The following is a 20,239-nucleotide window of genomic DNA, read 5'->3' on the forward strand; positions in this document are numbered from 1 at the left end:
TCGCTGCCGCGGCGCCAATCACGGACTTGTGATGAGGGTCCTCATCGTATGGCACGACCATTTGCATCGAAACGATGCAGCTGGTTTTTCGCCGGCGTGGCGAAGACCACATCGTCCGGTTGATAGTGGTGCTCCCCGAACAGGCGGACGGTGAAGGCCCCGACCTTCTCCGATTCCAGATAGACGATGGTATCGGCGCCGAGATGCTCGACATGCACGGCCTTCGCCTGCCAGTCGCCGCTCTCGCGCGACAGCGTGATGTGCTCCGGACGCACGCCGATGGTCTTGGCGTCGGAGGCGCCGAGGCGCCCCGCATCGATGAAGTTCATGCCCGGGGAACCGATGAAGCCGGCGACGAAGAGGTTGGCCGGCCGGTTGTAGAGCTCCATCGGCGAGCCGACCTGCTGGATGACGCCCGCATCCAGCACCACGATCTTGTCCGCCAGCGTCATCGCCTCGACCTGGTCGTGCGTGACGTAGATCATGGTGGCCTTCAGCTCGCGGTGCAGCCGGGCGATTTCGAGGCGGGTGTTGACGCGCAGCGCCGCATCGAGGTTGGACAGCGGCTCGTCGAACAGGAACAGCTTCGGCTCGCGCACGATGGCGCGGCCGATGGCGACGCGCTGGCGCTGCCCCCCGGACAGTTCCGCCGGGCGACGGGCGAGGTACTTTTCCAGCGACAGCATGCCCGAGGCCTTGGCGACGCGCTTTTCGATTTCGTCCCTCGGGGCGCCCGCCTGCTTGAGGCCGAGGCCCATATTGTCCTTGACCGTCAGGTGCGGATAGAGCGCGTAGGACTGGAACACCATGGCGATGCCGCGCTTTGCCGGCGGCACGGTCACGACTTCCGTGCCATCGATGGTGATCGAGCCGGAGGTCGCATCCTCGAGGCCGGCGATGATGCGCAGCAGCGTGGACTTGCCGCAGCCCGAGGGGCCGACGAAGATGACGAATTCGCCGTCCTTCACGTCGAGGTCGATGCCCTTGATCACGTCGACATTGCCGAAGGACTTGCGTACGGATTTGAGTTGAAGAGAGCCCACTGATATCCCCTTAGAGCTTGACCGGTTGGCCGGTTCTGACACTTTCATCGGCCGCCAGGCAGATCCTCAGCGACTGCACCGCGTCGTCCATGTGCCGGGTGAGGTCGATGTCCTCGCGGATCGCCTTCAGCACATAGGCCTGCTCGCGGTCGCACAGTTCCTGGTGGCCGGGCTCGCCGGCCATCTTCAGGTCCTCGTCCGGCGACAGGAACCTGCCGTCCGGGCCGGTGGCCGCGTTGTGCAGGCGGATGACCGCCGTCTTGGTGTGGGTGTCGATGTCGTCCGACTTGGCGTTCGGGTCCATGACAATCGAGACGGAGCCGTTCGGCGACATGACGTCCTTCACGAAGAAGGCCGTTTCCGAGATCATCGGCCCCCAGCCCGCCTCGTACCAGCCGAGCGAACCGTCGTCGAAGAGCACCTGGAGATGGCCGTAATTGTACATGTCCGGCGCGATCTCGTCGGAGAGGCGCAGGCCCATGCCGCGCACCTCGACCGGCTTGGCGTCGGTGATCTGGCACATCACGTCGACATAGTGCACGCCGCAGTCGACGATCGGCGGCGTCGTCTGCATCAGCGCCTTGTGGGTCGCCCAGGTCGGCCCGCTCGACTGCTGGTTCAGGTTCATGCGGAAGACGTAGGGCCCGCCGAGCTTGCGCGCTTCCTCGATGAGCCGCATCCAGGAAGGATGGTGGCGCAGGATGTAGCCGACGACGAGCTTGCGGCCGTTCGCCTTCGCGCAGGCCACCACCCGCTCGGCATCCGCCACGGTCGTCGCCAGCGGCTTTTCGAGGAAGACATGGGCGCCCGCTTCCATCGCGGCGATCGCATATTCGGCATGGCTGTCCGAATAGGTATTGATCGAGCAGAGCTCCGGCTGCAATTCGCGCAGCGCCTCCGGGAAGGACGGATGGATCTCGTAGCCTTCCAGCCCGGCCGGGACGGGAACCTTCGAGCGGTTGACGAGGCCGATGATCTCAAAGCCCGGATTCTCATGGTAGGCGAGCGCATGGCTGCGGCCCATATTGCCGAGGCCGGCGGACAGGACGCGGATGGGGGACGTGGCAGAACTCACTTGACTGCTCCCGAGGTGATGCCGCGGATCAGCTGCCGCGAGAAGATGAAGTAGAGGATGAGGACGGGCAGGATCGCGAGCGAGAGCGCGGCGAGCACTGCATTCCAGTTGGTGACAAACTGGCCGATGAAGATCTGCGAGCCCAGCGTCACCGTCTTGGTCGCCTCGCTCGGCGCCAGGATCAGCGGGAACCACAGGTCGTTCCAGATCGGGATCATGGTGAAGACCGCGACCGTCGCCATGGCCGGCCTGACGAGCGGCAGGACGAGGCGGAAGAAGATCGCATATTCCGAAAGGCCGTCGATGCGTCCGGCATTCTTGAGGTCGTCGGAGACGGTCCGCATGAACTCGGAGAGGATGAAGACGGCGAGCGGGATGCCCTGCGCGGTATAGACGAGGACCAGCGCCGTCAGCGTGTTGACCAGCCCCGTCGCCACCATGCCCTGCAGGATCGCCACCGTGCCGAGACGGATCGGGATCATGATGCCGATGGCAAGGTAGAGGCCCATCAGCGTGTTGCCGCGGAAGCGGTATTCCGAGAGCGCGAAGGCGGCCATGGCGCCGAACAGCAGCACCAGCGCGATGGAGGCCACCGTGACGATGAAGCTGTTCTGGAAGTAGGTCGCGAAATCCCCCTGCCCCAGCACCGTCGTATAGCCGACGAGGTCGAAGGTCTCCGGCGTCGGAAGCTGCATCGGGTTGCGGAAGATGGCGTTGCGGTCCTTCATCGAGTTGATGAGCGTCAGGAACACCGGGAAGACCGAGATGATCGCATAGCCGATCAGCGCCAGGTGGACGAGCGACGTGCGGGTCAGCGAAGTGCGTGCTTTGGACATGTCCGGCCCTCCCGATCAGAACTGGTAGCGACGCATGCGCCGCTGGATGGCGAAGAGATAGAGCGAGACGCCGGCGAGGATGATGAGGAACATGACCGTCGCGATCGTCGCGCCCATCGAGCGGTCACCGAGCTGGAGCTGGAAGCCGAAGAAGGTGCGGTAGAGCAGCGTGCCGAGGATGTCGGTGGACTTGTCAGGCCCGGCAAGCGCCCCCTGCACGGTGTAGACGAGGTCGAAGGCGTTGAAGTTGCCGACGAAGGTGAGGATCGAGATGATGCCGATGGCGGGCAGGATCAGCGGCAGCTTGATCTTCCAGAACTGGCTCCAGCCGGTAACGCCGTCGCATTCGGCCGCCTCGATCACCTCTTCCGGGATGTTGAGCAGCGCCGCATAGATCAGCATCATCGGAATGCCGACATATTGCCAGACCGAGATCAGCGACACGGCGATCAGCGCCGAACCCGGCTTGCCGAGCCAGGGCGAGAAGAAGGACTTCAGGCCGACCAGATCCATCAGGTAGGGCGAGACGCCCCAGATCGGCGAGAGGATCAGCTTCCAGATGAAGCCGACGATCACGAAGGACAGCAGCGTCGGCAGGAAGATCGCCGTGCGGTAGAAGGCGGCAAAGCGCAGCTTCGGAATCGACAGCATGGCCGCGAGCGCCACCCCGATCGGGTTCTGCACCAGCATGTGGATGATGAAGAAGATGACGTTGTTCTTCAGCGCGTTCCAGAAATCGGCCGCCCAGCGCTCGTCGCCGAACAGCACCTTGAAGTTGCCGAGGCCGACGAAGGCCGGCTGGCCGTCCACCGTGTTGAACAGCGACAGGCGCAGCGTCTCGATGAGCGGCAGGATCATGACCGCCGAATAAACGATGAAGGCCGGCAGCAGGAAAACGCCGATATGCCAGCGCCTTGGCCGCCTGATCGGCCCCGTTGCCTCATGGGAAGAAGGTATGTCGCTCATGGCCCAGCGTGCCCCGTCCGGTTGTTGTTGGTTAGGTCCGCATGCACGGACGCGTTGCGCGGCCGGTTGTGCCGCACATGACAAATTCAGCATACACGATAGTGCCGGGGTCGCTCCCCGATTTTGCCTTGCGGCGTCCTGACCTATCCATCTTCGGAAAGATCGGGGGCACCCAGCCCCTCATCCGGCCTGCCGGCCACCCTTCTCCCCGCAAGCGGGGAGAAGGAGACTTGCCGCAACGTCTCGGTCCCCTCTCCCCGCTTGCGGGGAGAGGGCTGGGGTGAGGGGCATCCCCCTCCCCGCACATCTATTTTGTCCCGGTCTTAGTTAGCCGGCTTGTACCAGCTGTCGAGGCCCTTCTGGAGCTTCTCGCCGGCCACCTCAGGCGTGTCCGTGCCGTTGATGACGTTGGCCGATTCGGTCCAGGTCTCGTTTTCGAGGTTCGGCGTGCCGCGCGACAGGATCTGGTAGGTCGAGCGGATCGTCGGCTGGCACTTCTCGCGCCAGGAGACGAATTCCTGCGCCAGCGGGTCGTTCATCTTCACGGCCGTCGAGTTCAGGCTGAAGAAGCCCGGCAGCGAGTTGGCGTAGATGTCGGCAAATTCCGGCGAGGCGACGAAGCTCAGGAACGTCTTGGCGGCCTCTGCATTGCCGCTCTTGGCGTTGAGGCCGATGCCGATGTCGTTGTGGTCCGAGATGTAGCAGGTGTCGCCGGCATTCTTCACCGGCGGCGGGAACGCGCCCATCTTGAACTGCGCCTGCGTGTTGAACAGGCCGATTTCCCAAGAGCCGGCCGGGTAGATGGCAGCGCGGCCGAGCGTGAAGAGGTTCTGGCTGTCCGGATAGGTCTGGGCTTCGAAACCGTCGCCGAGATAGTCCTTCCACTTGGCGAGAACGCGGTAAGGCTCGACCCAGGCGTCGTCGGTCAGCTTCTGCGTGCCGGCGATCAGCGCCTTGCGGCCTTCCTCACCCTTCCAGTAGGTCGGGCCGATGTTCTGGTAGCCCATGGTCGCGGCCTCCCAGAGGTCCTTCGTGCCCATGGCCATCGGGATGTAGCTGCCCTCTTCCTTGATCTTGTCGAGCGCGGCGAAGAATTCGGCTTCCGTCGCCGGAACGGCGATGCCGAGCTGGTCGAAAGCGTCCTTGTTGTAGATGAAGCCGTGGATGACCGAGGCCATCGGCACGCAGAAGGTCGTCGCGCCGTCGTCCGTCGTCCAGGCGGACTTGGCGACGTCGGAGAAGTTCTCCATGCCCGGCAGGTCGTTCAGGCCGGCAAGGTGCCCCTTGTTGAAGAGTTCGAGCGAGGCGTCGAACGGACGGCAGGTGATGAGGTCGCCGGCCGAGCCGGCGTCGAGCTTGGCGTTCAGCGCGGCGTTGTATTCGGTCGGCGCGGTCGGCGAGAAGACGACCTTGATGCCGGGATTCTTGGCTTCGAAGGCCGGGATGATCTTTTCCTGCCAGATGGACAGGTCGTCGTTGCGCCAGCTTTCGACCGTCAGCGTGACGTCCTGCGCCTGGGCAAGCCCGGCCGTGCCGAGGATGCTCGTGGCGAGCAACAGGCCTTTGATTGCGGTGCGTGTCATTTCATTCTCCCCTTTTATGCGCCGCGGCGCGTTTTGAGACCAGTTTATCCAAGGGTTTTCAGGGCGCGCCGGAGGCTCTGCCCCGCGCGGTCCAGCGCCGCCTCGGCCGCGCCGGCATCCCGCGCCCCCGCAGCGAGCAGCACGGCCGTCTTGACCGAGCCTTCGGAGCGCTGAAGGAGGCGTTCCGCCTCGTCGAGCCCGACACCGGAAATGTCGGAGACGATGCGGCAGGCACGTCCTCTCAGTTTGATGTTGTCGGCCTTGAGATTGACCATGTGGCCATCGTGCACATGGCCGAGATGCACGCCGACGAGCGTCGAAAACATGTTGAAGGCGATCTTCTGCGCCGTGCCGGCGCCCATGCGCGTCGAGCCGGAAATGACCTCCGGCGGCGTTTCGAGCAGGATCGCGACATCGGCCCCCTCGAACAGCGCGGCGCCGGGATTGTTGGCGAGCGCCACGACCCGGGCGCCCTTCTCCTTCGCATGGGATGCGATCGCCAGCACATAGGGCGTGCTGCCGCTCGCCGAAACGGCGACCACGCAGTCGCGCGCGCCGATGCCTGCCGCCGCGGCGTCGCCGACGGCGAGCGCGCGGTCGTCTTCGTAGCCGCCCGCCAGGTCTTCGAGGCTCGCAGCCCCGCCGGCGAGCAGGATGACGATGCGATCGCGGGAAATGCCGTAGGTGCCGGGAAGTTCGAGCGCGTCGGCCATGGCCATCAGGCCGGAGCTGCCGGCGCCCACATAGACGAGGCGTCCGCCAGACAGAAGCGCATCGGCCGCAAGACGGGCGGCAGTGGCGATATCGGCAAGCGCCGCATCGACGGCGCCGGCCGCGACCTTCTGGGCATCCGCAAGCACTTTCAGCACATCCACGGGCTGACGCTCGTCCAGCCCGCTTGCCTGATCGTGTCTGCCTTCTGTCCTGCCTGCAGCCATCGCCGTGTCTCCTCTGGCCGGAATTAATGCCAAAAAAATACCAATTGTCCATAGGAAATTAATTTTTGAGACCACTTTTTTGATCTCAAATATTTTTATCATTTAAAAGCAGTAGTTTAAACGAAAGCTTATTTTCGACATCACCATACCCCTTGGTTAATGGTATTTTTTTGGTATCGTTGTGCTCGGAGGTGCCCATGACAGACCTTATTCTCGGTATCGACGGCGGGGGGACGAGTTGCCGCGCGGCGGTCGCACGCCCGGACGGCACCATCCTGGGGCGCGGCAAGAGCGGCGCGGCCAATATCCTCACCGATCCCAACAATGCGATCATCTCCATCACGGAAGCGGCCAGGGCCGCCTATCGCGACGCCGGGCTCGACGAGGCCGGCGTCGATGGCGCCTCCGCCTTCCTCGGCCTTGCCGGCACCAATGTCGGCGATCTCACCCGCTACGTGCACGACCGCCTCCCCTTCCGCCATACGGACATCGATTCCGACGGCCTGATCGCCCTGCAGGGCGCGATCGGCGATACGGACGGGGCCGTCGCGATCCTCGGCACCGGCTCCATCTATATGGGGCGCAAGAACGACGTGGTCCGCTATGTCGGCGGCTGGGGCTTTACCGTCGGCGACCTCGGCGGCGGCGCGCGCATCGGCCACGCGGCGCTCCAGGAAGCGCTGCTCGCCCATGACGGCGTGCATCCGCGCTCGGGCCTCACGGATGCCATTCTCGACGAGTTCAAGCACGATCCGCGCGGCATCGTCGAATTCGCCCGCCTCTCCAAGCCCGGCGATTTCGGCCGCTATGCCCCCCTCGTCTTCACCCGCGCGAAGGAGGGCGACCCGCAGGCGATCGCCATCGTCACGGCGGGGGCGGCAAGCGTCAACGAATCCCTCGACGCCATCATGGCGCTGGCCGGCGCGCCGCGGCTCTGCCTGCTCGGCGGCCTTGCCCCGCTCTATCCGCAATGGCTCTCCGAGCATCACCGCGCGATCCTGGTGGAGGCCGAGGCGGACGCCCTGACCGGCGCCGTGGCGCTGGCCGCCAAGGGTTACAGAGAGCGAACGGGAGCTGCCGCATGACCACGCCCCTTGCCGCGATCCTCACGCCGGAAAGCCTGCAGTCGGGCGTGCCCGGCCCGCTCTATATCAAGCTGCGCCAGATGCTGGAGGAGGCGATCACCTCGGGCAAGCTGAACTACGGCGACGCCCTGCCCGCCGAGCGCGACCTTGCCGACCACGCCAATGTCAGCCGCGTCACCGTGCGCAAGGCCGTCGACGACCTCGTCAAGGACGGCCTGCTGGTACGCCGCCACGGCTCCGGCACCTTCGTCGCCAAGCCAGTCGCCAAGGTACAGCAGTCGCTCTCCCGCCTCACCTCCTTTACCGAGGACATGGCCCGGCGCGGCCTCGTCACCCGCGCCGAATGGCTGGACCGCGGCCTGTTCCACCCCTCGCCGGACGAGATGATGATGCTCGGCCTTCCTGCCGACGCCCTCGTCGCGCGGCTCGGACGCCTGCGCGTCGCCGACGACATGCCGCTCGCCATCGAGCGCGCCTGCATCTCGGCGGAATTCCTGCCGGATCCGATGCAGGTCACGACCTCGCTCTATGCCGCGCTGGAAAAACGCGGCTGCCGGCCGGTGCGCGCCGTGCAGCGCATCTCCGCCTACAACATGAAGGATCCGGACGCGGCCATGCTCGGCGTGCCCGCCGGCTCCGCCGGGCTTTCCATCGAGCGGGTGTCCTATCTGCGCTCCGGCCGGGTGGTCGAGTTCACCCGCTCCATCTATCGCGGCGATGCCTACGATTTCGTCGCCGAACTGACGCTTTCCGAGACGTGACCAACCGCAAAGGCAATTCCATGCAGACCAACATGCGCAAAGAGATCAACGAAATCCCGGAAGCGGCGGCGCGGCTGCTCGAAAATTCCGCCAGCGCCGTCACGGCGGCCGGCAAGGCGCTCCGGGAGCGTGATCCGCAGTTCTTCGTCACCGTCGCCCGCGGCTCCTCCGATCATGCCGCGCTCTTCCTGAAATATGCGATCGAGCTCACCGCCGGCCGGCCCGTCGCCTCGCTCGGCCCGTCGCTCGCCTCCATCTACGGCGCGAAGCTGAAGCTCGGCGGCGCGGCCGCCATCGCCATCTCCCAGTCCGGCAAGAGCCCCGACATCGTCGCCATGGCCGACGGCGCGACCAAGGGCGGCGCGATCTCCATCGCGCTCACCAACACCCTGCCCTCGCCGCTGGCGGATGCCTGCGCGCACTCGCTCGACCTCTCCGCCGGCCCGGAACTTTCCGTCGCCGCGACGAAATCCTACGTCAACTCCATCGTCGCCGGCCTTGCCGTGCTCGCCGAATGGACGGGCGATTCCGACCTCGACCGCGCCGTGAAGACCCTGCCGGAACAGTTCGCGAAGGCCGTCGCGCTCGACTGGTCCGACCTTGCCGGCGACCTCAAGGATGCCCAGTCGCTCTACGTGCTCGGCCGCGGCCCGGGCCTTGCGATCGCCAGCGAGGCGGCGCTGAAGTTCAAGGAAACCTCCGGCATGCACGCCGAGGCCTATTCCTCCGCCGAAGTGCTGCACGGCCCGGTCGCCCTCGTCGGCCCGTCCTTCCCGGTCATCGCGCTTGCCGCACGCGACGCGGCGGAAGCCTCGGTCACCGGCATGGCCGACAGCCTCGCCGACCGCGGCGCCTATGCCTGCGTCACCGCCGCCGGCGCAAAAAGCGCGCGAAAGCTCCCCTTCGTCGCCACCGGCCATCCGATCACCGATGCGCTCGCCCTCATCGTGCCGTTCTACGGCTTCGTCGAGGCCTGGTCGCGCGGCAAGGGCCTCGATCCCGACAAGCCGGTCAACCTGAAGAAAGTGACGGAAACCCGATGACAGCGCTCACCGCCCTTACCGGCGCCCGCATTTTCGACGGCGATCTGTGGCACGAGGACAGCGCGCTGCTGATCGCGGACGGCAAGGTCGCGGCCATCGCGCCCCTTCGCGATGTGCCGGCCGACGCCCGCGCCGTGCCGATGGACGGGCTGTCGCTCGTTCCCGGCTTCATCGACCTGCAGGTCAATGGCGGCGGCGGCGTTCTGCTCAACGAGCGGCCGGACCTCGAAGGCATCCGCACGATCTGCGCCGCCCATGCCCGCTTCGGCACGACGGCCCTCCTGCCGACGCTGATCACCGACAATGTTCAGGTGACGACGGAAACCATCGCCGCCGGCCTTGCGGCGCAGCAGGCGAAGGTGCCGGGCTTCCTCGGCCTCCATCTCGAAGGCCCGCATCTTTCGGTCGCCCGCAAGGGCGCGCACGACCCGAACCTCATCCGCCCGATGGAAGACGACGACCTCGCCCGCACCGTCGCGGCGCGAAAGGGCCTCGATGCCCTCCTGATGACGCTGGCACCGGAAAACGCCACCAACGACCAGATCGCCGCGCTCCATGCGGCGGGCGTCACCGTCAGCCTCGGCCATTCGGATTGCAGCTACAGGACCGCCGCCGCCGCCGTCGAGGCCGGCGCCGGCATGATGACCCATCTCTTCAACGCCATGAGCCCGCTCGGCCACCGCGAGCCCGGCATGGTCGGCGCGGCGCTCGATCTCGGCCATCTCAATGCCGGCCTGATCGCCGACGGCTTCCATGTCGATCCGGCCTCCATCGGCGTGGCCCTGAGGGCCAAGCGCGGCCCCGGCCGGATCTTCCTCGTCACCGACGCAATGTCGACCATCGGCACCGACATGACGAGCTTCTTCCTCAACGGCCGCGAGATTTTTCGCGAAGGCGGGCGCCTGACGCTGGCCGACGGCACGCTCGCCGGCGCCGATATCGACATGGCCTCCTGCATCCGCTTCATGCGCGACCATGTCGGCCTCGACCTGGAGGAGGCGTTGCGCATGGCCTCGCTCTACCCGGCCGAGGCGATCGGCATGACCGGCCGCAAGGGCCGTCTCACCCACGGCCACGACGCCGACATCGCCGTCATCGACGGCAATATCGACGTCCTCTCCACCTGGATCGCCGGCACGCCGGTCTTCGCCGCCTGATGCCTCCGCTGCGGTTCTTGCGAGCCGCGGCGGAATCGGCTCTACCCCGTCGGATGATCTGACGTATCGATCCGGGAGCGCCCCATGCAATTGATCTTCGACGGCCACAACGACGTCCTGCTTCGCCTGTGGGAGAATGCCCGCAAGGACGCCGACCCGATCGCCGAATTCATCGACGGAACGGACCAGGGCCATATCGACGCCCCGCGCGCGAAGAAGGGCGGCCTTGCCGGCGGCTTCTGCGCCATGTTCATCCCGCCGGTGGAGGACTATCCGCCGCGCGAGGTCGACGAGAACGGCCACTACAACATCCCGATGGTCGGGCCGCGCGAGCATGCCGACGCACTGAAGATCGCGCTCGACATGGCCGACATCGCCGCCCGGCTGGAACAGGCCGGCGGCCTTTCGATCTGCCGCTCCACGGCGGCGATCCGCGCGGCCATGGATGCCGGCCGTTTTGCAGCCGTGCTCCATATCGAGGGCTGCGAGCCGATCGCCGAGGACCTGTCGAACCTCGAAAGCTTCCATGACAAAGGCCTGCGCTCGCTCGGCCCCGTCTGGAGCCGCCACAACCTGTTCGGCCATGGCGTGCCCTTCGCCTATCCCTCCTCGCCCGATACCGGCCCGGGCCTGACGGCGGCCGGCGTCGAACTGGTGAAGGCCTGCGACCGGCTCGGCATCATGATCGACCTCGCCCACATCACCGAACAGGGTTTTTGGGACGTGGCACGCGAAAGCACGCAGCCGCTCGTCGCCACCCATTCCAACGCCCACGCCCTGACGCCGATCTCGCGCAACCTCACCGACCGCCAGCTCGACGCGATCCGCGAGCGCAAGGGCATTGCCGGCCTCAACTACGCCACGACCATGCTGAGGGCCGACGGCCTCGAAAACCCCGAAACGCCGCTTTCCGACATGGTGCGCCACATCGACCACATGGTGGAGCGCATGGGCATCGACTGCGTGGCGCTCGGCTCGGATTTCGACGGCGCGACCATTCCCGGCGCGATCCACGACGCCGCCGGCAGCCAGGCGCTCGTCGAGGCGCTGCGCCAGGCCGGCTACAGCGAGGACGACCTCGCAAAGCTCTGCCGGGAAAACTGGCTGCGGCTCCTCAAGACCGTCTGGCGCGAAGCCTGACCAGAACAACCGGAAGGACATCATGGCCAAGCCCCTCATCGAACTCTGCGTCGAAGGCATCGACGGTTTCATCGCCGCCCAGGACGCCGGCGCCGACCGCGTGGAACTCTGCGCCAGCCTGGTGGAGGGCGGCCTGACGCCGAGCCTTGCGACGATCCGCGCCGCGGTGAAGGCGGCCAGGATCCCCGTCCATGTCATCATCCGCCCGCGCGGCGGCGACTTCCTCTATTCGCAGACGGAATTCGAGACGATGGTGGAGGACGTCATCGCCCTTAGGGACGAAGGCGTTTCCGGCGTCGTCATCGGCTGCCTGACGCCCGACGGCAGGATCGACGAGGCGCGCACGAAGCGGCTGGTCGAGGCCGCCCGGCCGATGTCCGTCACCTGCCACCGCGCCTTCGACATGACGGCCGATGCCGGCGAGGCGCTGGAGGCGCTCATCCGCTGCGGCGTCGACCGCGTGCTGACCTCCGGCCAGCGCGACACCGCGCTGGAGGGCCTTGCCATCCTCAAGGCCGCCAACGAACAGGCCGCCGGCCGCATCGTCATCATGGGCTGCGGCGCGCTCGATGCGGACAACATCCGAAAGGTCCGCGACGGCGCCAATCTCACCGAGCTGCACTTCGCCGCGCTGAAGACCGTGCCCAGCGGCATGGCCTTCCGCAACCCGCATGTCGGCATGGGCGGCACCGAGAAGGACCGGGAATACGAGGTGACGCTGACCAACGGGGACGCGGTGCGCGCCACCATCGCCGCGGCAAAATCGTGAGAACAAGTGCGGCAAAAGCGAAATTGCTTCAAGGGCCGGCTTGCAAGCGGGCCGCGCCTCCTTACGTTGAACACGGAACAAGGAGACCTGCCATGCCGCTGACGATTTCTGCCGCCCCCCGCCTCCGCACGGCCATCGCCGCCGGCCTGATGGCGCTTGCCGCCCTGCCCGCCGCTGCCGAGACGGTCGGCAAGGTCGGCGTCGACTGGATCGGCAACGACATCTACATCGACGCGGTGACCGATCCGGAGGTGTCCGGCGTCACCTGCCACGTCACCTATTTCGACCGCAGCGTCATCGACCGGCTGAAGAAGGGCAACTGGTTCGAGGACCCCTCGAACAACGCCATCTCCTGCCAGCAGACCGGTCCCATCACCATCGGCGACATCGATCTCGACCGCAGCGGCGAGGAGGTCTTCAAGTCCGGCCTGTCGCTGATCTGGAAGTCGCTGATCGTCACGCGCATCTACGACAGGAAGAACGACACGCTGATCTATCTCGCCCATTCGCGCGAACTGACGGAAGGATCGGCGAAGATGTCGATCTCCACCGTGCCGCTCTATGGCGAGACGGTCACCTGGACCAACGGCAAACCCTGAAAAAACGCCCCGGCACCTGAAGAGGTCCGGGGCGTTTCCATTGATGGGGCAGCGGTTTACTTGACGTAGACAACCTTGCCGCCATCACCCGATGTCTGGATCTCGATGACGTTCTGCAGCTGGACGTTCTTGGACGCCAGTGCTTCGGCAAGGCCCGGCTCGCCCTGAAGCTCGGCCTGGACCTTTTCCATCGTGATCGGGTCGTTGGCCTTGAGGCTCAGGCGCTCGGCTTCGCCGCGCTTGCTGTCGTCAGCCTCCAGCGAGGACAGCGTGACGACATTCACATTGTCCGCGCTGATCGAGCCCGTGGACATGCTGTCCGAGGTCATGGGCACCGTGGCATCCTGGGCATAGGCGATGCCCGCCGCCGGCGCGGCGACAAGAAGCGAAGCAAGGGCAATGGTAACGGTCTTCTTCATAAGAATTCTCCATGTTTTCTCTATGGGAAGCATGGAGGAAACGATGCGGGCTTCGCATGGTTCCTGATAAATCGCCGCGAAACCGCGCATTATTAAATGTTAATTTAGGATACTATACTGCAGATGGCGTCAAACGGCAGAAGGCACCCCGCCGCAAGCCGGCCGGGCGCCTGAAATCCGAAGGTTCCCGCCGCCGCGATCAGGCGGCCTGGGCGAGCTCGTCGGCGATGACGGTGTCGAGGTTGAGGAAGCAGACCATCGACTTCTCCAGCGCGACGATGCCGCGGCAGAAGGCGCGCTGGGCTTCCGGGATGATTTCCGGCGCCGGCTGGAGGGCTTCGCTCTTGATGGTCATCATGTCGGAAACCTGCTCGACGAGCAGGCCGACGAGCTTGCCGGCAATGTCCGTGACGATGATCGCCGAGCGCTCGGACGGCTCCGTCATCTTCATGCCGAGACGACAGGCCATGTCGATGACCGGGATCACCGCGCCGCGCAGGTTGATGAGCCCGAGCACATAGGGCGGCGTGTGCGGCATCGGCGTCACCGGCGCCCAGCCGCGGATTTCGCGGATGGCCATGATGTCGATGCAGAATTCCTGCTCCCCGAGATGGAAGGAGACGATTTCGAGATAGGCGCCGGACTGCTTCAGGGCGTTGGACATGGTGAGGCTCTTTCCAATCGACGATGGACTTGTTGGAATGCGCTGCACGCCGTCTCCGGCGCACGGCGGACATCATGTCCAGCGGGTCTGACCGGCCCTTTGCGCGTTGTCCGAAAGTGGCAAAGAGAGATTAAACAATGGCTAAGGAACGGCACCGGAAACTGGTATTTCAGCAACTTTTGATGAAATACCGGGCTCCGGAACACCTTCCGTTACGGCAGTCCGGGCCGTTTTGAAATCCCGCGGTTCCGGTCTATACTTGCCCCCATGGACAAGACCGCCCGCCGATACACCGCCCTGCCCGCCGCGCTCATCGTGCTCGGCCTCGGCGTGATGGCCGCCACCGCCGCCTTTGCCGGCTGGGTGGAGCATGGCACGGCGATCTTCCTCAGCCTTGCCGAATCCGGCATGGCTTGGTGCTTCTGATCACAATTCCGCGAGACGCCGATCCCGCTTCGCATTGCGGCAATTGGCCCGTTTGCGCGCGTCCGGCCGAAGGACTATGACACCGGCAGACCTCGGACCTTGCTTATCGAAGGACTGCCATGAAGACCCTGCGCCTCGTACTGTGGATCGCCGTCGCGCTCGTCGCGGCCCTGCTCGGCTGGCTGACGCTGGAAATGACCAGGACGAAGGAAGAGGTCGCGGGCGGCCCGTTCGGCGTGCCCTTCGAGCTCGTCGCGCAGGATGGCAAGCCGATCACCGAAAAGGCCTTCACCGGCAAGCCCACCGCCCTCTTCTTCGGCTTCACCCATTGCCCGGAAGTCTGCCCGACGACGCTGTTCGAGATGAACGGCTGGCTTACCAAGGTCGATCCCGACGGCTCGAAGCTGCAGGCCTATTTCGTCACCGTCGATCCCGAGCGCGACACGCCTGAGCTGATCGGCCAGTATGTCGGCAACGTCTCCAAGCGCATCACCGGCATTTCCGGCCCGGTGGACAAGGTGCTGGACATGGTCAAGGGCTACCGCGTCTACTATCGCAAGGTGCCGCTCGACGAAGAGAAGCCCGGCGGGGACTACACGATGGACCACACGGCCTCCGTCTTCCTGCTCGACGCGACCGGACGATTCGTCGGCACCATCGCCTACGGCGAGAACCCCGAGGTCGCCGAGCAGAAGCTCGCCAACCTGATCAAGGGATAAGGCTGCCGGCGGGCGATCCGCCTTTGCCCTCGGCTTTCGGACATGCTAGGCGGGCCTGAAACAACAGGGACCCCGAGCCGTGAGCGAAATCCGCCTCTACATCACCACGACCGAGAAGCGGGCCGAGATCGCCCTCTCGCTGATGACCGACGTCTTCGAGGACGAAGGCTATGCCATCGCGACGATGGAGATCGACGAGAAGAAGGACATCTGGGAAGCCTCCGTCTACATGTTCCGTAGGGACGAGGCGGAGATCCACGCGCGTTTCGCCGCGCTGCTTGCCGGCGAGTTTCCCGATGCGACGATCGAGCGCGAGGAGCTTCCCGACATCGACTGGATCGCCAAGTCGCTGGAGGGCCTGAAGCCCGTGCGCGCCGCCCGTTTCGTCGTTCATGGCTCGCATGATCGCGGCAAGGTGCGGGCCGGCGAGATCGCCATCGAGATCGACGCGGGCCAGGCCTTCGGCACCGGCCATCACGGCACGACGGCGGGCTGCCTGGAGGTGATCTCCGACGTGATGCGCGTGCGCAAGGTCAGGCGCGTGCTCGACCTTGGCACCGGCAGCGGCGTGCTGGCGATCGCCGCGCGCAAGCTTGCCCCGGTCACGGTGCTGGCGACGGATATCGATCCGGTCGCCACCCGCGTCGCGCGCGAGAACGTCCGCCTCAACGGCATCGCCTCCGGCATCACGCTGGAGACGGCGCCGGGCTTCCACTCCACCGCCTTCGGCCGCCACGGCCCCTTCGACCTCATCATCGCCAACATCCTCGCCCGGCCGCTGATGCGCATGGCGCCGCAGCTCGCCGCCCAGTTGGCGCCGCAGGGCGACGTCATCCTGTCCGGCATCCTCGCCTCGCAGCGCTGGAAGGTGCTTGCCGCCTATAACGGCGCGGGCCTGCGCCATGTGCGTACGATCTGGCGCGAAGGCTGGGTGACGATCCATCTCGACAATCGCCGGTAACGCACCGGCTTGAAGCGGGGTGGCAACATCCCGCTTCAACATCAGAGAATTGCAGGCAAAAGAAAAGGCGGTGCCAGAGGCACCGCCTATGGGCCGGCGAACCGACCTGCCCGCGAGCTTGAGGAGGAGGAGTGCTCAAGCGGGCCTATGTGTTCCGAGCGCCTTCCCGGAGGAGGGAGGAGGAGTGACCGGCAAGACGCCTGATCGGAACACCTAGTCTTTTGCCTTTCGGCAGTTCATTTTGCGATCCGAAGGACTGGAGGAACTTTCACTTCGTTTCGCTTGAAGCGCGTTTTGTTTCGCTTCGTTGGCGCCGCTTATACTGGATTCGAAAATTTGCGACAGGGCCTTTGGAACATGGGTGCCATGCACGGAATGCATAAGTCCAATTACAGACCTCTTCCCGATGCCGCAGGGTTTTCCTGAGCATGGCCGCCACCGTCATCCCGCTCATCGCGCTTGCGGTCATCGTCTTCGTGCTGTGGATCGCGATCCGCGCCAATATCGAAGCGCGCAAGATCCCCTACCGGGTCGAAAGCACCACCCGCACCGCGGCGGAGCGCCGCCGCATCGCCGAATCCCTGCGCGATGCCCTCAGCCGCAAGCCGCTCGGCGCGGCGCTGGCCGAACGGCTCTGGCGCAAGCTGACGAACGAGATGCCCGGCAACGGCGTGATCTACGACCATCACCGGGATTTCTGCGGCCAGGGCCTCATCCGCACCGAAGACGGCGTCATGCTGGCCGACGTGCAGGACGGCGGGGTCTATTTCGGCCCGCTCATCACGGAGTGGAAGACCGAGGAGGACTTCGTCGCCTTCCTCGCCCGCCAGTCGGATTTCTCGATGAGCGGCTGGGATGCCGGCGAACCCGCCTTCTTCACCGAGGACGACTGGTATCGCAACAACCAGCGCCTGACCCGCGCTGTGCTGGAGCGCTATCTCGCCCGCCTTTGACGCGGCCGGCCGATGGGCTAAAGCCCATCGCGATCTTCCAGATTCGCTCCTTGCGCTTTAGCTCTCTGGTTTTTCGCATGTCGTTGGCGCAAAACCGCTGCACACTTTTGCGCGACATGCTTTAGATTGCCGGCACGATTCATCGCCATACCGGAAGTCTTCCATGTTCCAGAGTTTCGACGTCACCTCCACGCCCCAGTTCGGCCGCGAACGCGCCGAGGCGCTGCGCGCCACCTTCGATGCGCTCGGCATCGACGGCTTCCTCGTGCCGCGCGCCGACGAATACCAGGGCGAATACGTGCCGGCCTCGGCCGAGCGCCTTTCCTGGCTGACGGGCTTCACCGGCTCGGCCGGCGTGGCGCTCGTCATGCGTGGTGCGGCCGTGGTCTTCGTCGACGGCCGCTATGTCACGCAGCTCGCCGAGCAGGTGGACGGCAGCGTCTTCACCGGCGGCGACCTCGTCGGCGAACCGCCGCATCTCTGGCTGCAGAACCATGCCCCGAAGGGCTTCCGCCTCGGCATCGACCCGTGGCTGCACACCGGCGCGGAGGTGCGCCGGCTGGAAAAGGCGCTTGCCGGCCTTGGCGGCGCCCTCGTCTTCCTGCCCCACAACCCGCTCGACAAGGCCTGGACCGACCGTCCGGGCGAACCGCTCGGCCGCGTGACGATCCAGGCGATCGACCAGGCCGGGGAACTGGCCAGGGACAAGCTCGCCAAGATGGCGGAGGCGACCGCCGGGGCCGGCGCCGATGCCCTCGCCGTCACCGATCCCTCCTCCATCGCCTGGATCTTCAACATCCGCGGCAGCGACGTGCCGCACACGCCGCATCCGCTGGCCCGCGCCATCATTCCGGCAGAGGGTCGCCCGCAGCTCTTCCTCGACAAGCGCAAGACCGGCATCGAGCCCGAGGCCTATCTCACCCAGCTCGCCGACCTCGTGCCGCCCTCGCAGTTCGACGAGCGCATCGCGGCGCTCGCCGCCGAGGGCAAGCGCATCCTGATCGATCCCGACCAGGCCCCCTTCGCGCTTGCCGAGATCGTGCGCCGCAAGGGCGGCACGCTGGTCGAGGCCGCCGACCCGGCCCGCCTGCCCCGCGCCTGCAAGAACGCCGTGGAGCTGCAGGGTTCCGCGCGCGCCCACCTTCAGGACGGCGCGGCCATGGCGGAATTCCTCGCCTGGCTCGACGGGACGACGCCCGGCACGCAGACCGAGATGGCCGTCACGAAGAAGCTGGAGGCCGTGCGCGCCAGCGTCGGCGAGCGCCACCAGAACCCGCTGAAGGACGTGTCCTTCGACACGATTGCCGGCGCCGGCGCCCATGCCGCCATCATGCACTATCGCGTCACCACCGCGTCGGACACCGTCATCGAGCCCGGCACGCTCTTCCTCATCGATTCCGGCGCGCAATACATCAACGGCACGACGGACATCACCCGCACGGTGGCGATCGGCGCGGTGCCGGACGAGCAGAAGCGCTTCTTCACCCTGGTGCTGAAGGGCATGATCGCGATCAGCACCGCGCGCTTCCCGAAGGGCACGCGCGGCTGCGACCTTGATCCGCTCGCCCGCATCGCGCTGTGGAAGGCCGGCGCCGACTTCGCCCATGGCACCGGCCACGGCGTCGGCTCCTATCTTTCGGTGCACGAGGGCCCGCAGCGCATCTCGCGGCTTTCGACGCAGGAGCTGCTTGCCGGCATGATCCTGTCCAACGAGCCCGGCTACTATCGCCCCGGCGCCTTCGGCATCCGCATCGAGAACCTGATCCACGTCCTGCCGGCGGCCCCGGTCGAAGGCGGCGACATGGACATGCTCGGCTTCGAGACGCTGACCTTCTGCCCGATCGACCGCCGGCTCGTCGTGCCCGCGCTGATGACGGACGAGGAGCTCGCCTGGCTCAACGCCTACCACGCGGATGTGCGCGAGAAGATCACGCCGCTGCTGGCGGACGACGCGACGAAGCGCTGGCTGGAAAAGGCGACGGCGCCGGTCAGCCGATGACCTGACGCAGGACCATCACGACGACCCAGCCGATGGCCAGCACCGGCAGCAGCGAAAGACGCAGGCCAACGAGGAGGGCGACCGCCATCGTCAGGCTGACATCCAGCCCGCCCGTCACGGCTGCCGGCGCCACGAGCGTGGTGAGCACGGCGGCCGGAACGGCGTTCAGCGCCGCTTCGGCGCGCGGCGGGATGCGCTTCATGCGCGTGATGAAGACATAGCCGCCGACACGCGTGAGATAGGTCGCGATCGCGCCGGCAGCGATGATCAGCAGCGTCTGCATATGGAACAGCGTATCCATGCTCACGCCTCCCCTTCCACGACATCGCCGACCGCGGCCTCATCGCCGTCGAGCGGCATGAGCGCGGCAACGAGGATGCCGGCCAGCGCACCCAGGCTGACATGCCATGGCGAACCGACGAAATGCAGCGCCAGGATCGAGCCCGCCGAGGAGGCCAGCACCACCGGAAGCCAGTTCGCCCGGCTGCGGAAGCCGAGCACGAGGCCCATGAAGTAGATCGGCAGCAGCACGTCGATGCCGATCGCCTTGGGATCGCTGATCAGGTTGCCGAGCAGGCCGCCGACGACCGTCAGGCAGAGCCAGGGCACATAGACGCTGAGGCCGAGCACCAGGGACCAGATATAGCTGACGCGGATGCCCGCATCGGCGCGGCGTTCGGTTTCGGCGAACTGCGGATCGGTGAGGAAGAACAGCGACGTCGCCTTCTGCCAGAAGGTGAGGTGCCGGATATGGGCGGCGATCGCCGCCGAATAGAGCACATGCCGGAAATTCACGGCGAAGATCGACAGCACCACCAGCCAGGGCGCGACATTGTGATCGAAGAGCTCGACGCCGACGAGCTGGCTGGCGCCGGCATAGAGCGTCGCGCTCATCAGCGCCGCCTCCGCGATCGTCAGGCCGTTGTCGATGGCGACGGCGCCGAACAGGACGGCAAACGGCGCCGCGGCGATCGCCACGGCGCTGCCACGCCGGAAGGCATCGCGGATTTCATCTTTCGTGGCGGGGGTCATGGGTCTGCTCTATCTCGGGATCGTACAGCCATAGAGCAGCAAGGGTCCACCTGCAAACCAATATGGCTGAT

General features: G+C 65.9%; 22 protein-coding genes. 12 read left to right on the forward strand and 10 right to left on the reverse strand.

The genetic code is table 11. The annotated features are described in order from the left end of the window. Positions 1-41: 41 nt before the first annotated feature. From AABF56_RS10145 to AABF56_RS10170, 6 genes are all read right to left on the reverse strand, one after another. Entirely contained in the window at positions 42-1,043 is a 1,002-nt protein-coding gene (locus tag AABF56_RS10145; protein ID WP_272805826.1) for an ABC transporter ATP-binding protein, read from the reverse strand. A gap of 10 nt (positions 1,044-1,053) precedes the next feature. Then, a complete protein-coding gene (locus tag AABF56_RS10150) occupies positions 1,054-2,118 on the reverse strand; it encodes a Gfo/Idh/MocA family protein (RefSeq protein WP_272805827.1) in 1,065 nt (354 codons plus the stop codon). Then, the gene (locus tag AABF56_RS10155; RefSeq protein WP_064330485.1) at positions 2,115-2,954 is read right to left on the reverse strand and encodes a carbohydrate ABC transporter permease; all 840 of its coding nucleotides are present in this window, start codon (positions 2,952-2,954) and stop codon (positions 2,115-2,117) included. Before AABF56_RS10155 ends, AABF56_RS10150 begins: the two co-directional genes overlap by 4 nt. Positions 2,955-2,969: 15 nt before the next feature. Continuing rightward, a complete protein-coding gene (locus AABF56_RS10160; protein ID WP_272805828.1) occupies positions 2,970-3,920 on the reverse strand; it encodes a carbohydrate ABC transporter permease in 951 nt (316 codons plus the stop codon). 323 nt (positions 3,921-4,243) lie between these two features. Further along, positions 4,244-5,503 (reverse strand): ABC transporter substrate-binding protein, encoded by a 1,260-nt coding sequence (locus AABF56_RS10165; protein WP_244766752.1) that lies wholly within the window; start codon positions 5,501-5,503, stop codon positions 4,244-4,246. 44 nt (positions 5,504-5,547) lie between these two features. Next, positions 5,548-6,441: an N-acetylmuramic acid 6-phosphate etherase gene (locus AABF56_RS10170; RefSeq protein ID WP_272805829.1), complete on the reverse strand. Its 894-nt coding sequence runs from the start codon at positions 6,439-6,441 to the stop codon at positions 5,548-5,550. 197 nt (positions 6,442-6,638) lie between these two features. Between AABF56_RS10170 and AABF56_RS10175 the strand changes: the two genes are divergently transcribed. The 7 genes from AABF56_RS10175 (at position 6,639) to AABF56_RS10205 (ending at position 12,995) form a co-directional block, all read left to right on the forward strand. Then, on the forward strand, positions 6,639-7,526 hold the full coding sequence (locus AABF56_RS10175) for an N-acetylglucosamine kinase (RefSeq protein WP_272805830.1): 888 nt from the start codon (positions 6,639-6,641) through the stop codon (positions 7,524-7,526). Next, a complete protein-coding gene (locus AABF56_RS10180) occupies positions 7,523-8,287 on the forward strand; it encodes a GntR family transcriptional regulator (RefSeq protein ID WP_272805831.1) in 765 nt (254 codons plus the stop codon). Before AABF56_RS10175 ends, AABF56_RS10180 begins: the two co-directional genes overlap by 4 nt. A 20-nt stretch (positions 8,288-8,307) precedes the next feature. Further along, complete coding sequence (locus tag AABF56_RS10185; protein WP_272805832.1) at positions 8,308-9,330, forward strand: SIS domain-containing protein; 1,023 nt, start codon at positions 8,308-8,310, stop codon at positions 9,328-9,330. Continuing rightward, entirely contained in the window at positions 9,327-10,487 is a 1,161-nt protein-coding gene (nagA, locus tag AABF56_RS10190) for an N-acetylglucosamine-6-phosphate deacetylase (RefSeq protein ID WP_272805833.1), read from the forward strand. Before AABF56_RS10185 ends, nagA begins: the two co-directional genes overlap by 4 nt. A gap of 84 nt (positions 10,488-10,571) precedes the next feature. Next, on the forward strand, positions 10,572-11,627 hold the full coding sequence (locus AABF56_RS10195) for a dipeptidase (protein ID WP_272805834.1): 1,056 nt from the start codon (positions 10,572-10,574) through the stop codon (positions 11,625-11,627). 22 nt (positions 11,628-11,649) lie between these two features. Then, complete coding sequence (locus AABF56_RS10200) at positions 11,650-12,396, forward strand: copper homeostasis protein CutC (RefSeq protein ID WP_272805835.1); 747 nt, start codon at positions 11,650-11,652, stop codon at positions 12,394-12,396. A gap of 92 nt (positions 12,397-12,488) precedes the next feature. Next, positions 12,489-12,995, forward strand: a complete 507-nt coding sequence (locus AABF56_RS10205) for a CreA family protein (protein ID WP_443021100.1) — start codon at positions 12,489-12,491, stop codon at positions 12,993-12,995. A 56-nt stretch (positions 12,996-13,051) separates the two neighbouring features. Here AABF56_RS10205 and AABF56_RS10210 read toward each other — a convergent pair whose 3' ends face one another. Further along, positions 13,052-13,414, reverse strand: coding sequence for a hypothetical protein (locus AABF56_RS10210; protein ID WP_244766759.1), 363 nt, complete (start codon positions 13,412-13,414; stop codon positions 13,052-13,054). Between the two features lie 199 nt (positions 13,415-13,613). After that, positions 13,614-14,078 carry a chemotaxis protein CheW gene (locus AABF56_RS10215; RefSeq protein WP_023514279.1) on the reverse strand — a complete coding sequence of 155 codons (465 nt, stop codon included), beginning with the start codon at positions 14,076-14,078 and terminating at the stop codon, positions 13,614-13,616. A 267-nt stretch (positions 14,079-14,345) separates the two neighbouring features. Here AABF56_RS10215 and AABF56_RS10220 point away from each other — a divergent pair, with 267 nt between their 5' ends. The 5 genes from AABF56_RS10220 to AABF56_RS10240 all read left to right on the forward strand — a co-directional run bounded on the left by AABF56_RS10220 (position 14,346) and on the right by AABF56_RS10240 (position 19,136). Next, the gene (locus tag AABF56_RS10220) at positions 14,346-14,504 is read left to right on the forward strand and encodes a hypothetical protein (protein WP_272805836.1); all 159 of its coding nucleotides are present in this window, start codon (positions 14,346-14,348) and stop codon (positions 14,502-14,504) included. A gap of 119 nt (positions 14,505-14,623) precedes the next feature. Beyond that, complete coding sequence (locus AABF56_RS10225) at positions 14,624-15,223, forward strand: SCO family protein (RefSeq protein ID WP_272805837.1); 600 nt, start codon at positions 14,624-14,626, stop codon at positions 15,221-15,223. 79 nt (positions 15,224-15,302) lie between these two features. Next, positions 15,303-16,184 (forward strand): 50S ribosomal protein L11 methyltransferase, encoded by an 882-nt coding sequence (locus tag AABF56_RS10230; protein WP_272805838.1) that lies wholly within the window; start codon positions 15,303-15,305, stop codon positions 16,182-16,184. Positions 16,185-16,612: 428 nt separating this feature from the next. Next, complete coding sequence (locus AABF56_RS10235; protein WP_272805839.1) at positions 16,613-17,137, forward strand: hypothetical protein; 525 nt, start codon at positions 16,613-16,615, stop codon at positions 17,135-17,137. Positions 17,138-17,300: 163 nt separating this feature from the next. Further along, complete coding sequence (locus AABF56_RS10240; RefSeq protein ID WP_272805840.1) at positions 17,301-19,136, forward strand: aminopeptidase P family protein; 1,836 nt, start codon at positions 17,301-17,303, stop codon at positions 19,134-19,136. Here AABF56_RS10240 and AABF56_RS10245 read toward each other — a convergent pair. Next, the gene (locus tag AABF56_RS10245) at positions 19,126-19,437 is read right to left on the reverse strand and encodes an AzlD family protein (protein ID WP_244766765.1); all 312 of its coding nucleotides are present in this window, start codon (positions 19,435-19,437) and stop codon (positions 19,126-19,128) included. The genes AABF56_RS10240 and AABF56_RS10245 overlap by 11 nt on opposite strands. A 2-nt stretch (positions 19,438-19,439) precedes the next feature. Continuing rightward, positions 19,440-20,168 carry an AzlC family ABC transporter permease gene (locus AABF56_RS10250; protein WP_244766766.1) on the reverse strand — a complete coding sequence of 243 codons (729 nt, stop codon included), beginning with the start codon at positions 20,166-20,168 and terminating at the stop codon, positions 19,440-19,442. Positions 20,169-20,239: the final 71 nt, after the last annotated feature.

The organism is Shinella sp. WSC3-e, assembly GCF_945994535.1.
Classification (GTDB): domain Bacteria; phylum Pseudomonadota; class Alphaproteobacteria; order Rhizobiales; family Rhizobiaceae; genus Shinella; species Shinella yambaruensis.